The organism is Ruegeria sp. E8 (assembly GCF_056533985.1).
Map to the genome: position 1 here is coordinate 39,729 of NZ_JBQFOY010000021.1, position 15,445 is coordinate 55,173.

A 15,445-nucleotide genomic window follows, 5' to 3' on the forward strand; every position below is an offset into this window, starting at 1 on the left:
CGAACCCCAATTCTTTCAATTTGGCTCAAACATAGCGAGTTTTGATTGCGACCTGCAATCAACTGTCGGGTGCTACGCATCGACGATCTCCTGAAACAGGATGTCGGCGAATGTGGCACTTTGTCGGATCCTCTCCGCGTTGGGCATGTCGGTCTTGGTGATCTTTTCCCGCGTCTCGACTTCACCTCTGCCGCCACGTTCGTGGCGTTGCAGCAAGCGCTGCTTCAGGAGATCGTCCGGCGTGTCTACAAAGATACGCAGGTCGAAATGCGATGCCGCTTGAACCCAGGGCGCTTCATTCATCAGAATGTAGTTGCCCTCGATTATGCAAACGGCTTCGTTTCCTTCGATCCGAGTGCCTTGTGGGACCGGGTCATGTATGTGCCGGGAATATCGCGGCCACCAGAACGCATCTCCCCTGGACAAACGTACGACCGCATGGGCAAACGCGTTGCCATCAAATGTATCGATACGGCCTTTCACGCTTTTAAGCCCTTCGGCCACAAGCTGGGCGTTTGTTTTGTGAAACCCGTCCATTGGGCAGTAGGCAGCGATGTGCCCGGCAGCACGTAAATCCTCGGACAGCCGCTCGGACAGCGTAGACTTACCCGTCGCCGGAGGCCCCGCAATTGCGACAATGAGCGGCGGTTGACCTGCACCTATCCGCTTTTCAATTGCGCCCAGAAGGCTGGCATAGTCGGCGAGGTGCTCAGGCATCCATCCAACTCCGCGTACCCGCATGGGTGCAGGACTTACCCGCGATCTGATTGGCGATATTCAACGCATCTACAAATGACCCGGTTTCGAGATAGGCGTGGCAGAAAGCGCCGTGGAAAATGTCTCCTGCGCCCAAGCTATCGACAACGTCCACCTCCAAAGCGGGTATCTCACCCTGACGTCCCTGATCATGCCAGACGACCCCAGCGTGACCCCGTGTCATCGCCCAGCGATGGATGCCCAGTTCTTCACACATATTGGCAAAGGCGCGCGGTCCCTCGGGACAAAACACGTCGCTGACAATTGGAATATCGGCCAGCTTTAGAAAGTCCGGGGACCAGTCTTTCCAGCCACCGCCATCCAAAATGATTGGCCCATCAAACGCGCGCAAAGCGTCAGCGTGCGCCGCAATAAAATGTCGTTCGTACTGGTCGATCTGAATCAACCCGTATCCTTCCGTCAGGATCAGATCCTCTTGAGAGTGCACCTTTTCGCACTCATCCCCTGCGCCATTGACAATCATCCTGGACCCAAGGCTCCGCGTTGAAACAACTGTCGAAAGAGGGATGCGATAGTCCGGGTCATTACAAATGTCATGCACCGTAACGTTTCTGTCCTTCAGATCGGACGTCAGCATTGTCTTCATTGGACCCGGCGCGCCCAGCGATGTAGCCAGCGCCGCCCTTCCGCCAAGATGGGCAAACGTGACGGCGGCGTTCAAGGCCGACCCGCCCGGGATCACATCATTGCTCAAAGCCTTGGTCTTCCCGTCCGGACCCGGAAAATCCTCGACAAGCGCGGTGACATCCATCACCGAGCGGCCTATGAACAGCGCCCGGCTCACGCGGCCTTCCGGGATGGGTCGAGCCCGCCATCAGCATACCGCTTTGCCATTTCGGCAACTGGGATCGGCTTGATTTTACGCCCGTGGCCCGCTGCCCCGAACCTCTCGAACCTGTCACGGACCAGCGTCTCAAGCTCCGCCATCCCGGCCAGGATAAACGCCCGCGGATCGAAGTTCGACGGGTTGTCCCGGGAGAAGCGCCGCATTGCGCCGGACATGGCCATGCGGCAATCGGTGTCGATGTTGATTTTTCGAACACCATGCCGGATCCCGCGCTCAATCTCTTCGACGGGGACGCCCCAGGTTTGTGGCATTTCACCGCCAGAGGCGTTTATCAGGTCTTGCAGGCCCTGTGGCACAGAGCTCGATCCATGCATCACAAGATGGGTATTCGGTACGCGACGGTGGATCGCCTCAATTTGGCTGATGGCCAGGATGTCGCCATCCGGTTCCCGTGTGAACTTATAAGCGCCATGAGATGTCCCACAGGCTATCGCCAGCGCATCAACCTTGGTTGCAGCAACAAACTCCGCCGCCTGATTGGGGTCGGTCAATAGCTGATCGTGATCCAGTTTGCCCTCTGCCCCGGACCCGTCTTCTTCACCCGCCTCGCCGGTTTCCAGCGATCCAAGAACACCCAGCTCTCCTTCGATTGAGGCACCCGTCCAATGCGCGATCTGTGCAACGCGGGCCGTGATATCGACGTTGTGGGCATAGCTGGCGGGTGTCTTGCCGTCGCCCATCAGGGAGCCATCCATCATAGCCGAGGTGAACCCCGCAGCGATGGCGCTGACGCAGGCCTGCTCGTCATGGCCGTGGTCCTGATGCAGACAGATTGGGTTGTCGGGATACATGGACGCCAGTGCGTTCACTATGGCGACAATCATCCGATCTCCGGCATAGGCCCTGCGAACATTTAAACTGGCCTGAAGGATCACCGGTGCGTCGCAGGCGCGCGCAGCGTTCATGATCGCAAGGCCCTGCTCCATATTGGAGATGTTGAACGCTGGCACACCAAATCCTTGATCCGCCGCATAATCAAGCAATTGTCTGAGGGTTATGAGGGGCATGGCAAGGCCTTTACTTGCGGAAGTTGGGAATGTGGAATTTCGCCGAGCCTTCCTGAACAAAGAGACCCCAGGCGTCGGTATTGGAGATGTCATAGACCCTGAAGGATGCAACAACCTGCCCGGCCACAAAGCACTCGATGGCCGACCCGTTGCGCAGGATCTGGACCCGGTAACACCCATCCTCCGGTGTGAAGGCGAGCGGACGCTCGACCAATGGGCTGTCGATCTCCTGACGGACCTCAATGCCATGCCGTTCATTGAGCACCAGGCTGTCCCAAAGTGGATCCATCGCGGCAGGCCAGCGATCAAACAGGACGCGCTCCTTCATGGGCTCGATTGAAAGGCTGTAACCGCTGTCCAGATGATCGCCGCCTCGGGGTTCGATGAGAATACCCACAGCTTCGGTGGCGGGGTCAGGTTCAATCACTACATCGAGCAAAACATCATCCCGGTTCGGACCGTCGATGAACGCGTATCCGTATGATCCTGTCGCATCGCACCGAGGGCTTGCATCGCCGGTCCAGTCTCCCAACATGGGGCGCAGCTTGTGGGGCACGGTCTCTGCGTAACTCTGGTCCACGTTATCGGGCAGTTTGCAGGTCAGCGTGCCGTCTGGCAGCGAGACAAGTTCGCGCGGGCTGCCCAGTTCTCCGCCCCAGACCCAGCTACGTTTGGGGCCGTGATGCTTGCGGAACGGAATCCATGCGAAACTCATGCGGCGGTCGCCATCGCTGGCGGATTTGGCGGCGTAGAACCGACGCCCGTCAAGACTGTCGAGCTTGCGGCTTTCCCAAGGACCATCCGGGGATTTTGACACCCGATACACGGTTTGCATTCGTTCCGAGTAGCGGCTTTCAACGAGATACCACCAATCGCCCAGCTTGAAGATTTCCGGGCATTCCGGGCAATGCGTCAGCATCGAGGACGCCAGCGGCGGGCCGACCTCCCAGTTTTCCAGATCATCGGACGTGGCAACGGCAACACAGCCCCGACGAAACTGCGGACCTTCCTTGAGGCGGGCCGAGATCAGCATCTTGAAGCACCCTGCCTCTTCGTCGCGGTATACAAAGGGGTCGCGCCAATCGACGGTTTCGTACCAGCGGGGATCGGGGGAGATCATCGGGTTGGATCCGGATTTCTCCCAGGTCTTGAGATCGGTCGACGTTGCTTTGCAAATTGACTGTGGCGAGGCCGATTGACGGTTGTAGCCTGTATAAAAGAAGTGAAAAACGCCCTCGTGCTCAATGACAGAGCCGGTCCAGATCCCATCACCGTCGCATTCGCCATGCGCGCCGGGACCAAAAGCGTCGGGCATTACTTCCCAGTTTACGAGGTCATCTGACCGAAGATAAGCGGTCGAGACACGCGCCCGCTCAACATATTCCCAGGCGCCTACGGGGGGTTGGGAAAAAAACAGATGCCATGTGCCATCGTGGTAGAATGGCATTGTATCACCAGCGGCAGCACCGCGCTCCGGAGCGTATCCGAAAAGTCTCATCTGCGGACCTCGAAAAAGAGTTTGATATTTCTGGGTCCCCCGGCCCATTGAGCCGGGGGAGGGCATGCTGCGTGCAAGGGGAGTTATTGCACGTAGTCTTGCCAGTTTGCCTGCCAGGCGTCGATGAAACCAGGCAGATCAGCGTCGGGATTATGGACCTTGCTGAGACTGCGAATGGTGTCCGGCGAAAGAATACAGCCGTTCAGAAGACTGTTGGCATAGGTATCCACATTGTCGGCCGTTACTGGAATGAGGCCGACCCGAGGCTGGGTGTCTTCAATCGGGTGACCGTGCAGATAGTCATAGAGCTGGATAAGACCGAACCCGCCAACCAACCAGTGACCGCCGATCGAGAAGTCCAGCTTGCCGTCCTTGATGAACTGAGCCACCTGCTCGTCGATATCTGTGGTGATGATGGCGATGTCATCTCGCCCGGCCTGATCCACTGCGAACTGACTGCCAAGGCCAGCGACCGCACCAAGCACGACGATCGCGTCAATCTCGCCAGGCCCGAAGCGGGCGATGAACTGTTCGGCATACTTCTGGCCATTCTCCCGGTTCAGACGATCCCAGGCCTCGGCGATCACCTCGACCCCTGCCGCGTCCAGTTCCGATTGGACACCAGCCCAGATTTCTTCCGCAGAGGTCACACCCTTCTGGTTCCAGACCATCGCGACTTTCTTGTGCCCCAGATCTGCCGTGGCTTTGCCGATCGCCTGCCCCCAAGTGTCATTGTTCTGGGTCACCTGCGCGATGAAATCCTCACCATCATAGTCATCGTCGTAGCTGGACACCACCAGTCGACCGACGGCAATACCAGGAATATCATTCTCTTCAAGAAGACGCGCGACCTGGATACCGGCCGGCGACGTCAGCGGGTTGAAGATCAGCCCGTCCGGGCCGCTTGCGATGATGGATTCAGCTTGCGCCGCGTGCTGTTCTTCCGAGTTCTGATCGTCAAACTCCTTCAGCTCGACACCCAGCGCTTCAGCGACGCAGCGTTCAAAACGATGGCGGTTGATAACCCAAGGGTTTGTTTCGGGTTGGCCAAGGTCTGCGATTACCAGATCGGTACGAGCTTCGCTTTGAGCCGTTGCCACGCTCGCAAGCGGCAACATGGCTGCTGACACAAGCAAAGGCTTGAGCATCTTGTAGGTCATGATCTCCTCCCTGGAGAGTTTTTCGCGTTGATTGCGGAGAGGTAAACTCCTATTTAATGCGTACTGCAATTAAATGTAGTTTGCAAGTATATATCCAATCCGCTGAACCAATCTGTGAATCTTCCAGGTTGCGAAGTGGCAAAAATCCAGGCTTTACGGCTCATGCAGTCAAGGCATCAAGTTCCGCGCGAACCACGCGGTATGCCACGGCCCGGTGAGGAACCGGTTGGGCCGATGATTTACGACTTCAAATCCATCGCACTCAATAGGAGGAAAACGAGCCTTTGGTATGAAAGCAAATCAAGGAAGTTGAACGGTTTAGCCAGCAAAACCTCAAAGGACACAAGCTACTTCTTCATTTCTCGGCCTATCTTGAACCGGTTTCGGATCGAGGCTCTTATCGGCCTAAAACAGTTGGTGATTTTGGCGCTGTTCTTGACGCCATCCGTATCGGAAAGCTGTGCTCCGTTTCGGTTTCAATCCAAAAAATGTGCCAAACACTACGATCTGGAGGTTTGTAATGGCGGCGGCAATTTGCACCGGTCAGTGTCTTTGTGGAAAAATTGAGGTTCGTATTTCGGCTTCTCCTGAATTTTCGGTTTTGTGTTTCTGTCTGGACTGTCAGAAAATCTCCGGTGGCGGCCATCTTCCACAGTCTGCGTATCTTAGGCAGCATGTGGAACTCAGCGGCGAGCCGAAGCTCTATAGCTGGGAGTCTGACGCCGGGAACACTGTCAGCCTGGGTTATTGTTCTGACTGTGGTTCGCCGATCTACAAAGCGACGTCGAAGATGCCGGAGTTTCTATTCGTCGCGGTAGGTGTTTTGGGCGACCACTCTGGTTTTGAGAACCCCCATTTGGCTTTCGTCGAAAATTGCCGGGATTGGGACAGGTCACGCGATCTCAAACTGAAGGGTCCTCTACAGTGAAGGCTGGTCCAAATTCAATTCGCCAAGACGGTCGCTTCTCTCAACGCGCCCGTAAATGATCAGGCATATTTTTTTGATCGCCGCAGTTTGATGGCCTCCGGAATTACCAGCAGGTGTAGCCGCCGTCGACAAGGACTATTGATCCAGTCATTAGGCTCGAAGCGTCTGAAGCAAGAAACTGGACCACTGAGGCTACCTCGTCTGCCCGCCCCATACGTTTCATGGGTGTACCCCCAATACAGTGTTGCGCTAATTCCGGATCAACATGGACATGGGCAATCAGCTTTGTCTCAATGTAAGTAGGTGCCACGGCGTGGTTCTGTTGCAAACTTTCAACCATTAACGCTTTCGAAATTAGCGAGTGAATGACTGTCGGTCGTATCAAGTTGAAAGCCAGCTCATTATTTCTTTCAAAGGCGCACAATACCCGAAGGCCGTGATCATGTTCGCAGTCTTCTTCTATGTCCGTTACGGCGTTTCATACCGGGATCTTGAAGAAATCATGTCTGAGCGTGGCGTCGCGGTAGATCACACGACGCTGAACCTTTGGGTGACAAAATACGCTAGTGCAGTCGCCGACGTCGCGCGTAGCCGAGCGCGCGCGATCAAAACTGTAGTCGGAATGACAGTTGGGAGCAGAGTTTGCGACAGAACCGGTTGGAACCAAGTAATTGAACGGCTTTATTACCGTTTACTAGCCGTGTGTCCTGATCAAACGATGGATTTCCGGATGCTGAGACAAGCGCTGTCGTTTTCGCAGAGCTCTTCTGAATTCGGAAGGCGTGACATCGAATTGCGAGCGAAAGGCACGCGATAAAGCCGCAGGATAAGAAAACCCACAGGCTGTCGCAATGTCCTTGATACTATGCTCTTCATAGAACAAATAATTTCGCGCCGCCTGCAGCCTAATTCTGAGATAAAGGCGCATAGGAGAAACTTGAAATGTTTCTTCGCTTGTCCGAGCAAGAGTACGCTTTGACGTATCAAGTGCGTCGGCCATTTCGTCCAACGAAAGGGGAAAGTCCAAGTTTTGCTCCATCAAGCGTACCATGGCATTGGCAAGATGGCTGGAGTTGAACTCGCGCTGATGATCCGTGCGCTGCCTATCCGTCGGCGGGCGGCGCGAATGTATCATCGCGTTAGCGACTTCGTTGGCCATTGCCTCGTCAGAAAACCGCGCAATCAGGTCCAGCATTAAATCGAAAGACGCAATCCCACCTGCTGAGTGCACCACATTTCCATCTGAAAGGTTGATGCAGTTCTGGGGTGATGAAGCAGGAAACCGCTCGGCAAAAGCTGGGACCGCCTCCCAATGCAGCGTCACTTCAGGATTGCCATCGGTTGCGGCCAACCCTGCCTGTGCCAGCGCAAAGGCACCTGTATCAATTCCACCAACCGTCTTACCGAACCGCGCTGCGCTGCGCAGAAACCCTAAAAGACCGCGTGAAACGTGTTGCGTGGGCAAGTTACCTTCAAACAACAAAACCACATCAGCCGGTATAGCGTCTTCAAAACTGCAGTCGGTCTGAAGCCACATTCCGTTGCTGGCGCGGACCATCTGCCCCTCTTCACTGACGAATTGCCAGGCGAAACGATCGATGCCTGAATTCTGGTTGACGATGCGTAAAGCCTCGCTGGCGAGAATCACCGCAGAGATTGGAAATTCCGGTTCGAGTACAAAAGCAAATCGAGTCAGTTCAGTGTGTGTGTTCATCTTTTTTGGTCTTTAATTCTCCAGTTCTTGGCAATAAATGTTTATTCCTTGGCATTTTTTGTCAATTGTTTATTGTAAAACTGTTAAAAACTGGTTTTCGACGGAACTGCGAAAAAGTCAGTTCAAAAAACTTCTGGAACGTTGTGGCGCCGAAAAGGCTGCGCGGAGAACGAGACTCTCTGCCATGGCGAAGCTGTGCCTGAACAAAGGGGAAAAGGTTTGGATCAACTTAAGAAGAGGCTCGAAGGCTGTTATGTCACCATTCCGACGCCCTTCGAAGACAATGCGGAAATGGCGGTCAACGAGCAGGCGCTGCGCCAATATGTTCGTTTCCTGATCGATGCCGGGCTGAATGAAGAATACGCAACCTTGCTGGCAGGTGGTGCGGCAGGGGACTTCTCGACCATGACACTCGACGAACGCCTGCAGGTGGCTGAAATCGTCATCGACGAAGCAGCCGGTGCCGTGCCGATCGCCATGGGGGCACAAACGACCAGCACCCTTGAACTTGTCAAACTCGCCAAATCCGCGGCGCGGACCGGAGCAGACTTTATTCAGGTGTCTTGCCCGTTTTATTTTGCACACACCGAACGCGACTTCGAGGAGTACATCCGTGCGGCCGCAGATGCGGCGCCCGAGGTGGGGATCATCATCTACAATACATTCTGGACAAGTCAGAACCTCAGTTTCTCGATGGTCGAACGGCTTGCCGAGATACCAAACATTGTGGGTCTGAAATGGGCCGCTCCCAGAAGTGACGCGATGGAATTCGAAGATGTCTGCTCGCATTTCTCGGACCGGTTCACGATCATCGACAACAACCTCTTTTTCGGAATGAGCGCGATGCCGTCACTCGGCGCGAAGGCTTTCGAAGTGCATCATTGCAATTTCTGGCCGGAATGGGGGATCAAGCTGGTCAACGAGGTTCGCGCCCAGAACTATGCCGAAATCACCAGGATGCTGGTCCAAGAGGGTATGCCGTTTTACAAGCTCTGGGTCGAGATCGAGCGCGAGTTCACCAGCGGCGACGGATATCTGGACAAACTCTGCATGGAGTTGATCGGGCTTCCCTCCAGCCGTTGCCGCCCTCCAACCCGCGATATCCGTCCAGTCTACCGGGAACAGACACACGTCATGATGCAGGCCATCGGCGTCCCCAGACTGAATCCAAGTTCAAATTAGGCCGCGAGAGAACGGCAATTCACACAGGCTAATCCAAAAAAGGGAGACACAACGATGACACCAAATACAATCAAGGCAACAGCAATCGCAATTGCTGCAACTTTGCTTGCAACGGATGCCGCGATGGCCGAAGACGATGTTCGGCTGCGCCTCAATTGGATGTACTACGGCAGCCACGCGGGATTTGCCCTCGGCAAGGATGCCGGGTTTTATGATGAGGCCGGTATCGATATCGATATCCGCTCGGGCAACGGTTCCAGTTCGGCGCACCGCCTTGTTGCCAATGGGGACAGCGACTTTGCCTATGGGTCATGCGGGGCGCTGATCAGCCTTGCCTCGCAGGGAGCTGAGATCATCTCTGTCGCCGTCATCGATGCCATGGGTGCAGAAGCCGTGATCGTGCGCCCGGACAGCGGCGTGAAGTCCATTGAAGATCTGAAAGGTAAAACAATCCTGACAACCGCCAATGCAGGTGTGAACACGTTCTTTCCGATCGTTCTCGCCAATGCGGGCTTGAGTGAGGAAGACGTCAACGTGACCAACGTACCCGACGGAGCGCTGGTGTCAGCCTATCTGCAAGGATCGGGTGATGCAGTTGGTATCTTGGGTGGTCTAGATGACAAACCGGCTGAAATCCGGGCCAATGGCGGGGGAGACCCGATCCTGTTCCCTTATTCAGACTACGGCGTTGATCAGGTGGGCTATTGCATTTCGACGCGCAAGGAATTGGTCGAAAGCAATCCAGATCTGGTTAACCGCTTCGTCGACGCAACCGTAAAAGCCTATTCGGAAACCGAAGCCGATCCGGATCGTGCTGTTGCTGCCATTGCCGATATCGTCGGTGGCACGATGGCCGAGGATGAAGGAAAAGCGCAATCGCGTTCGGTTCTCGATGTGACCCTGGGACTGCTCTATTCCGGCGCCAATGCAGACAAAAAGCTCGGTTACAACGTGCCGTCGGACTGGGAGAGCATGGTCAACTTGATGAAGGAATATAACGACCTCGATCCCAACGCCGATCCAGCCTCATTCTACACCAATGAGTTTGTCGAATAACATCTCGTCAAAGCTGACAATGAACCACTCGCAGGCGGGCGATCGCCTATGGTCGCCCGCCATCTTTTTTTGGAAAGCACTGGATCATGAGCCACCGGATAGAATTCTCAGGCGTAAAAAAGGTCTTCGGATCGGGAGCCGACGCCGTCCATGCCTTCGGGCCAGTTGATATGACTGTTGAAGAAGGCGAATTCATATCTCTTCTTGGTCCGTCAGGATGCGGCAAGTCCACATTGATGCTCATGACATCAGGGCTGTTGGAACCCACCGAAGGAACCGTGAGTATCGGAGGCAAGCTCGTCAGGGGCCCTCAGACCGACATAGGGATTATGTTTCAGGACAACACGTTGGTGCCCTGGCGAACGGTGCGCGGCAATATCGAACTGCAGCTCGAGATGCGCGGATTGGACCCCGCACAACACCGAGACAAGGTCGAAAGCCTGCTGAAGTCTGTCCATATGGAGGATTTCTCGGATCGCCATCCTTATGAACTCTCCGGTGGAATGCAGCAACGCGCCGCGTTCTGTCAGGCGATGGTCCACGCACCCAGTACAATGCTGTTGGACGAACCTCTGGGAAAGCTCGACGCGATGACACGCGAGAGTATCCGGCAAGATCTGCAAAGCCTGTGGATGCAGGAGAAACCCACGGTGCTGTTTGTCACGCACTCGATCGAAGAGGCAATCCAGCTTTCCAGCCGCGTGGCTGTCATCACGCCGCGCCCCGGCCAGATCGAACGTATCATCGAGATTGATCTGCCTTACCCGCGCGACTTCGATGTAAAAACCTCGCCCGAATTCACCGCCTATGTGCGCGAAACACAGGAGATCTTCAGGGGCTATGGCGTTATTTAGGAAACAACCATATTTCGCGGCACTGAAGCTTCGCCTGATGAACTCCTGGATGTTCATCACGTTCTTCATCGCCTTCTTTCTGTTCTGGGAATATGCAGTCCTCTGGTTCGACATCCCCCGTTACATCCTGACGCCTCCATCGGTGATCATCGAAAAGGGCGCCGCCGATCTCGACCGTTTGCTGTACTATACCTATGTCACCGGACTCGAAGTTGTTCTGGGATACGGGATCGCCATCGTACTTGCGCTGCCGCTTGGCCTTGCCATTGCGTTTTCGTCGATCCTGAAACGCACGATCTATCCCTTTATCGTCTGCATCGAGATGGTGCCAAAAATCGCCTTTGCGCCGCTTTTTATCTCGTGGCTCGGCTTTGGTCTGCTGCCGAAAGTGATCATCGTTTTCCTGGTCTGCTTTTTCCCCATCGTTTTGAACGCCATTCTGGCCTTCAACTCGCTCAGCGAGGAGCTGACGCTGTTCTCGCGTTCGACCGGTGCGGGTGTCCGGCGAACATTCTTCAAGATCCGTCTCCCCGCCGCACTGCCCCAGTGCTTTGTGGGTTTCAAATACGCGGCGATCAACGCCACTGTCGGAGCAGCCATCGCAGAGTTCATCGGCTCGGATGAGGGGCTTGGGTTTTATATCCAGATCGTCACGGGGAACATGCGCCCGGACCTCGCATTTGCCGGTATCTTCTTCCTGACGCTTCTGGGTCTATGTCTCTTCGGTCTTGTGACACTTGCCGAGCGTTTGCTCATCCCCTGGCACATTTCTGTCCGGCGCAACTGATACCCGTTGGCTATTGAGAAAGGGCTTCATCATGACGATGACGTTGGAACACATCACAGCACGTGCTGCAAAGCTGAACCTGCCACACAAAGCCTTCATCGACGGCACATTCTGCGCTGCATCAGACAAGGAAACTTTTCCGACACTCAACCCAGCCACGGGAGAAGAGATTGAGCGTGTCGCGCACTGTACGGCAGACGATGTGGACCGAGCCGTCAAAGCTGCGCGTCGCGCGTTCAACGAAGGGTCTTGGTCGCGCGCTGCACCAGAGGATCGTAAAGAGGTCCTGTTGCGCCTCGCGGAACTGGTTCGGGAAAACGCCGAAGACCTGGCCGTTTTGGAGAGCCTCGACAGCGGCAAAACGATCACCGACTGCCTGCACGAAATCGGCTCGGAAGTTGCCAGTTTCTTCCAATGGTACGGTGAGTTGACGGACAAGTCCTTTGGTAAAGTTGCGCCGACCGGAGAGGACGCACTGGCGCTTGTCGTCAAGGAACCGGCAGGGGTGGTCGGGCTTGTGCTGCCCTGGAACTTTCCCCTTCTCATGGCCGCCTGGAAACTCGCACCCGCATTGGCCGCAGGATGCTCCTGCATCGTCAAACCGGCAGAACAAACGCCACTCACGGCGCTTCGGCTTGCCGAACTGGCACAGCAGGCCGGCGTGCCGGACGGTGTCCTGAACGTGCTGCCCGGATTGGGTGAAACAACCGGTCAGGCCATCGGGCGTCACACCGACATAGATATCGTTTCATTCACCGGCTCCACCGAGGTCGGAGGCTATTTCCTCCGATATGCAGGCGAAAGCAATCTCAAGGTTGTCGGCCTTGAAATGGGTGGCAAGAGCCCGTTCATTGTTCTCGACGACGCTGATCTGAACGATGACCTGATTGAGCACGCGGCGACATCCGCATTCTGGAACGGTGGGCAGAACTGCTCGGCCAATATGCGTCAACTTGTGGACGCGCGGATAGCGGATGAGTTTCTGGACCGTGTTGTGGCACGGGCAAAGTCTTACAAGGTCGGCAACCCGCTTGATCCGGAAACGGATATTGGCGCGATGGTGACACAGGAACACATGGCCCGCGTGACCGGGTATATAGACAAGGGTCGCGCAGACGGCGCCCGGCTTTTGACCGGATCTGCACTGGATGGCCCTGGCTTTTTCGTCGAGCCGACGGTGTTTGGTGGCGTCACACCAGAGATGGTCATCGCACGCGAGGAAATCTTCGGCCCGGTGCTTGGCGTTCTGCCCGTCAATGGCATGAAAGAGGCTTTGGAAATTGCCTCAGATTCAATCTATGGCCTCCACGCAACCGTGTTCACCCGAGATATTGACCGCGCGTTGCACATGGCGCAGCGGCTGCCCTGCGGCACGGTATCGGTCAACGGGTTCTCCGAAGGTGACATCAAGACACCCTTTGGCGGCTACCGCCAGTCGGGATCACTGTCGCGCGACAATGGCATCGAGGCGATGGATCAGTATCTGCAAACCAAGACAATCTGGATTTCGAGAGGGGCCTGCGGTTGACCAAGATTTCAGTACAGCTTGAGTTGACCCAAGTGCAGCAGACACGGCTGGAAGCTGCTCTCGACGGTGCCCGTCTGAGTTACGGTGACGCAATCGGCACCGCAGAAATCGTGTTTGGCAATCCGGATCCCGCCCAGATCTCAAGCGCGGAGAACCTGCGGTGGGTTCAGCTTGAATCCGTTGGATTTGGCGAATACCTCGATCTGGATTGGGGCTCCTCGGTCGGCGACAAGGTCACGCTGACCAATCTCTCCGGTTTCTTTGCCGAGCCCGTGGCTGAAACCGCGCTGGCGGGCATTCTGGCGTTGATGCGCGGTGTCAACCAATTGGTCACGCTTCGGGATCGTCGGGAATGGATTGGTGATCCCTTGCGTGCCAGGCTACGATTGCTGAGCGGTGCACGCGTCACGATGCTGGGTCGTGGCGCAATCAATCGCCGTCTTGGCGAACTATTGGCGCCCTTCGAATGTTCCATAACACAACTGGGGACCGATCTGACCCCCGATCAACTGGACAGGGAGCTTCCTGCCACCCAGATCTTAGTGGCAGCTGTTCCCGACACACCAGAGACCCGCGGTATGTTGGATGAACGGCGGATCAGTCTTCTCCCCTCCTCCGCGTTCTTCGTCAATTTGGGCCGCGGGTCTCTGGTCGTCGAGCCTGCTCTGATCAAGGCACTAAGGTCCGGAAGCCTGGCCGGGGTCTTGCTTGATGTGACAGAGCACGAACCCCTCGACCCGGAAGATCCGCTCTGGACCTGCCCTAACACCATTTTGACCCAACACACGGGTGGTGGCACCCGGGACGAGGTTGATCGCAAGATTGATCATTTTCTGGCCAATCTCGCCCGCTACCGGCGGGGAGATGCGTTGACCGGGGTCGTTGATATGAGACGAGGTTACTGATGCCCAAGATTAAAAACATCCGTTGCGTGCTTCTAAGCTCGCCTTATGCCGACGCGGATGACCCGGAAATCAAGGAATGCTTTCCCAATGGTCCCAAGCGAACAATCGGCATGGTCGAGGTGACGCTGGATAACGGCGTGACCGGATTGGGTGAAGGCTACCTGGCGGTCTTTGCTCCGTTCGTGTTCAAATCGATTGTCGATCTGTGCATACCGCAGGTGATGGGCAAGGATGGCTTTGACATTGCCGGTCGCGTCCGCGATCTGCGGTCGCTCTGCGACTACTGGTCGCTTCAGGGCGCGGCGCGCCACGTGATCGCGGCCTTGGAAATCGCGCTTCAGGATGCAAAAGGCAAGTCTCTCGGCATACCGGTCTACGATCTTCTGGGGGGCACCGACCTGACAGAAATTCCAATCTACGGGTCAGGTGGGTGTTGCGATGCAAAAGAGCAGTTCGAGCGTGAGCTGGATCTTCTCGAAAGCCTCGGGATTAAAACCTACAAGATGCGCTCGATCAAAAGTGATATTCTGCGGACCGCCTGGGTGTTGGAAGAAGCCGGCAGGCGCGGGATCGAAGTGGGCGTGGACATGTGCCAGAACCTCGCCGACCCGCCGCAGGAGGTCAACGATGTGGTGACATTTGTCGAGAGCGTTCACGCCATCACCGAACGGCGCATGATCTTTGTCGAAGAAGCAATTGGTCCGGACGCGCCGGAAGGATTCAAGGAGCTGCGGTCGCGTATTGATGTCGATGTATGCGGCGGTGAGATCATCACGACACCAAAAGAAATGATCGATCGCATCAATGACGATGTTTACGATTTCGTTCAGCCTGACGCCTCGGTCATGGGGGGGATCTCTGCCGTCATGGATGTTTTTGAGGCGGCCAAGGCCAAGAAAACCCCGGTCGTCGTCCACGCCTGGGGCGGTGCTGCCGCGATCATGGCAAGCTACCACGCTGCCTTTGCCGCAGGTGGCAAACTGGTCGAGTTTCCCATGCTCGCTTTCCCGCTTGGGCGAGAGATGATGGGCGATCAGGGACAGATCGTTGATGGTAATCTCATGCGGCCCACCGCGCCGGGTTTGGGATTGACCCTTACACCGGAAATCGAGGCGCAGTACCCATTTGATGAAACCGCCGTCTATTCCTGCGCCCTGATTGATTTCGGCCCGCCCCCTGACAGCTATTGGGCACGGGACTGA

At 55.9% G+C, this 15,445-nt stretch carries 15 protein-coding genes and 1 pseudogene; 9 read left to right on the forward strand and 7 right to left on the reverse strand.

Annotation, left to right across the window (positions count from 1 at the left end):
- Positions 1-72 precede the first annotated feature (72 nt).
- The 5 genes from ACR0LF_RS20185 to ACR0LF_RS20205 all read right to left on the reverse strand — a co-directional run bounded on the left by ACR0LF_RS20185 (position 73) and on the right by ACR0LF_RS20205 (position 5,289).
- Positions 73-717 (reverse strand): nucleoside/nucleotide kinase family protein, encoded by a 645-nt coding sequence (locus tag ACR0LF_RS20185; RefSeq protein WP_480581807.1) that lies wholly within the window; start codon positions 715-717, stop codon positions 73-75.
- Complete coding sequence (locus ACR0LF_RS20190; RefSeq protein WP_480581810.1) at positions 710-1,561, reverse strand: PfkB family carbohydrate kinase; 852 nt, start codon at positions 1,559-1,561, stop codon at positions 710-712. The genes ACR0LF_RS20185 and ACR0LF_RS20190 overlap by 8 nt, the downstream gene beginning before the upstream one ends.
- Positions 1,558-2,631, reverse strand: coding sequence for a class II fructose-bisphosphate aldolase (gene fba, locus ACR0LF_RS20195; protein WP_480581812.1), 1,074 nt, complete (start codon positions 2,629-2,631; stop codon positions 1,558-1,560). The genes ACR0LF_RS20190 and fba overlap by 4 nt, the downstream gene beginning before the upstream one ends.
- Positions 2,632-2,641: 10 nt before the next feature.
- Positions 2,642-4,129: a family 43 glycosylhydrolase gene (locus tag ACR0LF_RS20200; RefSeq protein ID WP_480581814.1), complete on the reverse strand. Its 1,488-nt coding sequence runs from the start codon at positions 4,127-4,129 to the stop codon at positions 2,642-2,644.
- Positions 4,130-4,212: 83 nt separating this feature from the next.
- The gene (locus tag ACR0LF_RS20205) at positions 4,213-5,289 is read right to left on the reverse strand and encodes a sugar ABC transporter substrate-binding protein (RefSeq protein WP_480581817.1); all 1,077 of its coding nucleotides are present in this window, start codon (positions 5,287-5,289) and stop codon (positions 4,213-4,215) included.
- Between the two features lie 520 nt (positions 5,290-5,809).
- Between ACR0LF_RS20205 and ACR0LF_RS20210 the strand changes: the two genes are divergently transcribed.
- Positions 5,810-6,217: a GFA family protein gene (locus ACR0LF_RS20210; RefSeq protein ID WP_480581818.1), complete on the forward strand. Its 408-nt coding sequence runs from the start codon at positions 5,810-5,812 to the stop codon at positions 6,215-6,217.
- A 103-nt stretch (positions 6,218-6,320) separates the two neighbouring features.
- On the opposite strand, the gene ACR0LF_RS20215 is transcribed toward ACR0LF_RS20210, so the two are convergent.
- Entirely contained in the window at positions 6,321-6,557 is a 237-nt protein-coding gene (locus ACR0LF_RS20215) for an SDR family oxidoreductase (RefSeq protein ID WP_480581822.1), read from the reverse strand.
- A 102-nt stretch (positions 6,558-6,659) separates the two neighbouring features.
- Here ACR0LF_RS20215 and ACR0LF_RS20220 point away from each other — a divergent pair.
- Positions 6,660-6,812: pseudogene (locus ACR0LF_RS20220) on the forward strand (IS6 family transposase); the annotation flags it as partial.
- 99 nt (positions 6,813-6,911) lie between these two features.
- On the opposite strand, the gene ACR0LF_RS20225 reads toward ACR0LF_RS20220, so the two are convergent.
- Positions 6,912-7,931, reverse strand: a complete 1,020-nt coding sequence (locus tag ACR0LF_RS20225; protein WP_480581825.1) for a GlxA family transcriptional regulator — start codon at positions 7,929-7,931, stop codon at positions 6,912-6,914.
- A 219-nt stretch (positions 7,932-8,150) separates the two neighbouring features.
- Here ACR0LF_RS20225 and ACR0LF_RS20230 point away from each other — a divergent pair, with 219 nt between their 5' ends.
- From ACR0LF_RS20230 to ACR0LF_RS20260, 7 genes are all read left to right on the forward strand, one after another.
- Entirely contained in the window at positions 8,151-9,113 is a 963-nt protein-coding gene (locus ACR0LF_RS20230) for a dihydrodipicolinate synthase family protein (protein ID WP_480581827.1), read from the forward strand.
- Positions 9,114-9,167: 54 nt separating this feature from the next.
- A complete protein-coding gene (locus tag ACR0LF_RS20235; protein WP_480581829.1) occupies positions 9,168-10,169 on the forward strand; it encodes an ABC transporter substrate-binding protein in 1,002 nt (333 codons plus the stop codon).
- Positions 10,170-10,255: 86 nt separating this feature from the next.
- Positions 10,256-11,023, forward strand: a complete 768-nt coding sequence (locus ACR0LF_RS20240) for an ABC transporter ATP-binding protein (protein WP_480581831.1) — start codon at positions 10,256-10,258, stop codon at positions 11,021-11,023.
- 37 nt (positions 11,024-11,060) lie between these two features.
- Positions 11,061-11,810, forward strand: a complete 750-nt coding sequence (locus tag ACR0LF_RS20245; protein ID WP_480581833.1) for an ABC transporter permease — start codon at positions 11,061-11,063, stop codon at positions 11,808-11,810.
- Positions 11,811-11,847: 37 nt separating this feature from the next.
- Positions 11,848-13,338: an aldehyde dehydrogenase gene (locus tag ACR0LF_RS20250; RefSeq protein ID WP_480581901.1), complete on the forward strand. Its 1,491-nt coding sequence runs from the start codon at positions 11,848-11,850 to the stop codon at positions 13,336-13,338.
- Positions 13,335-14,243, forward strand: a complete 909-nt coding sequence (locus tag ACR0LF_RS20255; RefSeq protein WP_480581835.1) for a D-2-hydroxyacid dehydrogenase — start codon at positions 13,335-13,337, stop codon at positions 14,241-14,243. The genes ACR0LF_RS20250 and ACR0LF_RS20255 overlap by 4 nt, the downstream gene beginning before the upstream one ends.
- Positions 14,243-15,445, forward strand: coding sequence for a mandelate racemase/muconate lactonizing enzyme family protein (locus tag ACR0LF_RS20260; protein ID WP_480581838.1), 1,203 nt, complete (start codon positions 14,243-14,245; stop codon positions 15,443-15,445). Before ACR0LF_RS20255 ends, ACR0LF_RS20260 begins: the two co-directional genes overlap by 1 nt.

Excerpts from the sequence above, each read along its gene's own strand:
- ACR0LF_RS20185 (WP_480581807.1), bottom strand. The coding sequence starts at position 717 with ATGCCTGAGCACCTCGCCGACTATGCCAGCCTTCTGGGCGCAATTGAA.
- fba (WP_480581812.1), bottom strand. The coding sequence starts at position 2,631 with ATGCCCCTCATAACCCTCAGACAATTGCTTGATTATGCGGCGGATCAA.
- ACR0LF_RS20200 (WP_480581814.1), bottom strand. The coding sequence starts at position 4,129 with ATGAGACTTTTCGGATACGCTCCGGAGCGCGGTGCTGCCGCTGGTGAT.
- ACR0LF_RS20205 (WP_480581817.1), bottom strand. The coding sequence starts at position 5,289 with ATGACCTACAAGATGCTCAAGCCTTTGCTTGTGTCAGCAGCCATGTTG.
- ACR0LF_RS20210 (WP_480581818.1), top strand. The coding sequence starts at position 5,810 with ATGGCGGCGGCAATTTGCACCGGTCAGTGTCTTTGTGGAAAAATTGAG.
- ACR0LF_RS20215 (WP_480581822.1), bottom strand. The coding sequence starts at position 6,557 with ATGGTTGAAAGTTTGCAACAGAACCACGCCGTGGCACCTACTTACATT.
- ACR0LF_RS20225 (WP_480581825.1), bottom strand. The coding sequence starts at position 7,931 with ATGAACACACACACTGAACTGACTCGATTTGCTTTTGTACTCGAACCG.
- ACR0LF_RS20235 (WP_480581829.1), top strand. The coding sequence starts at position 9,168 with ATGACACCAAATACAATCAAGGCAACAGCAATCGCAATTGCTGCAACT.
- ACR0LF_RS20240 (WP_480581831.1), top strand. The coding sequence starts at position 10,256 with ATGAGCCACCGGATAGAATTCTCAGGCGTAAAAAAGGTCTTCGGATCG.
- ACR0LF_RS20245 (WP_480581833.1), top strand. The coding sequence starts at position 11,061 with ATGAACTCCTGGATGTTCATCACGTTCTTCATCGCCTTCTTTCTGTTC.
- ACR0LF_RS20250 (WP_480581901.1), top strand. The coding sequence starts at position 11,848 with ATGACGTTGGAACACATCACAGCACGTGCTGCAAAGCTGAACCTGCCA.
- ACR0LF_RS20260 (WP_480581838.1), top strand. The coding sequence starts at position 14,243 with ATGCCCAAGATTAAAAACATCCGTTGCGTGCTTCTAAGCTCGCCTTAT.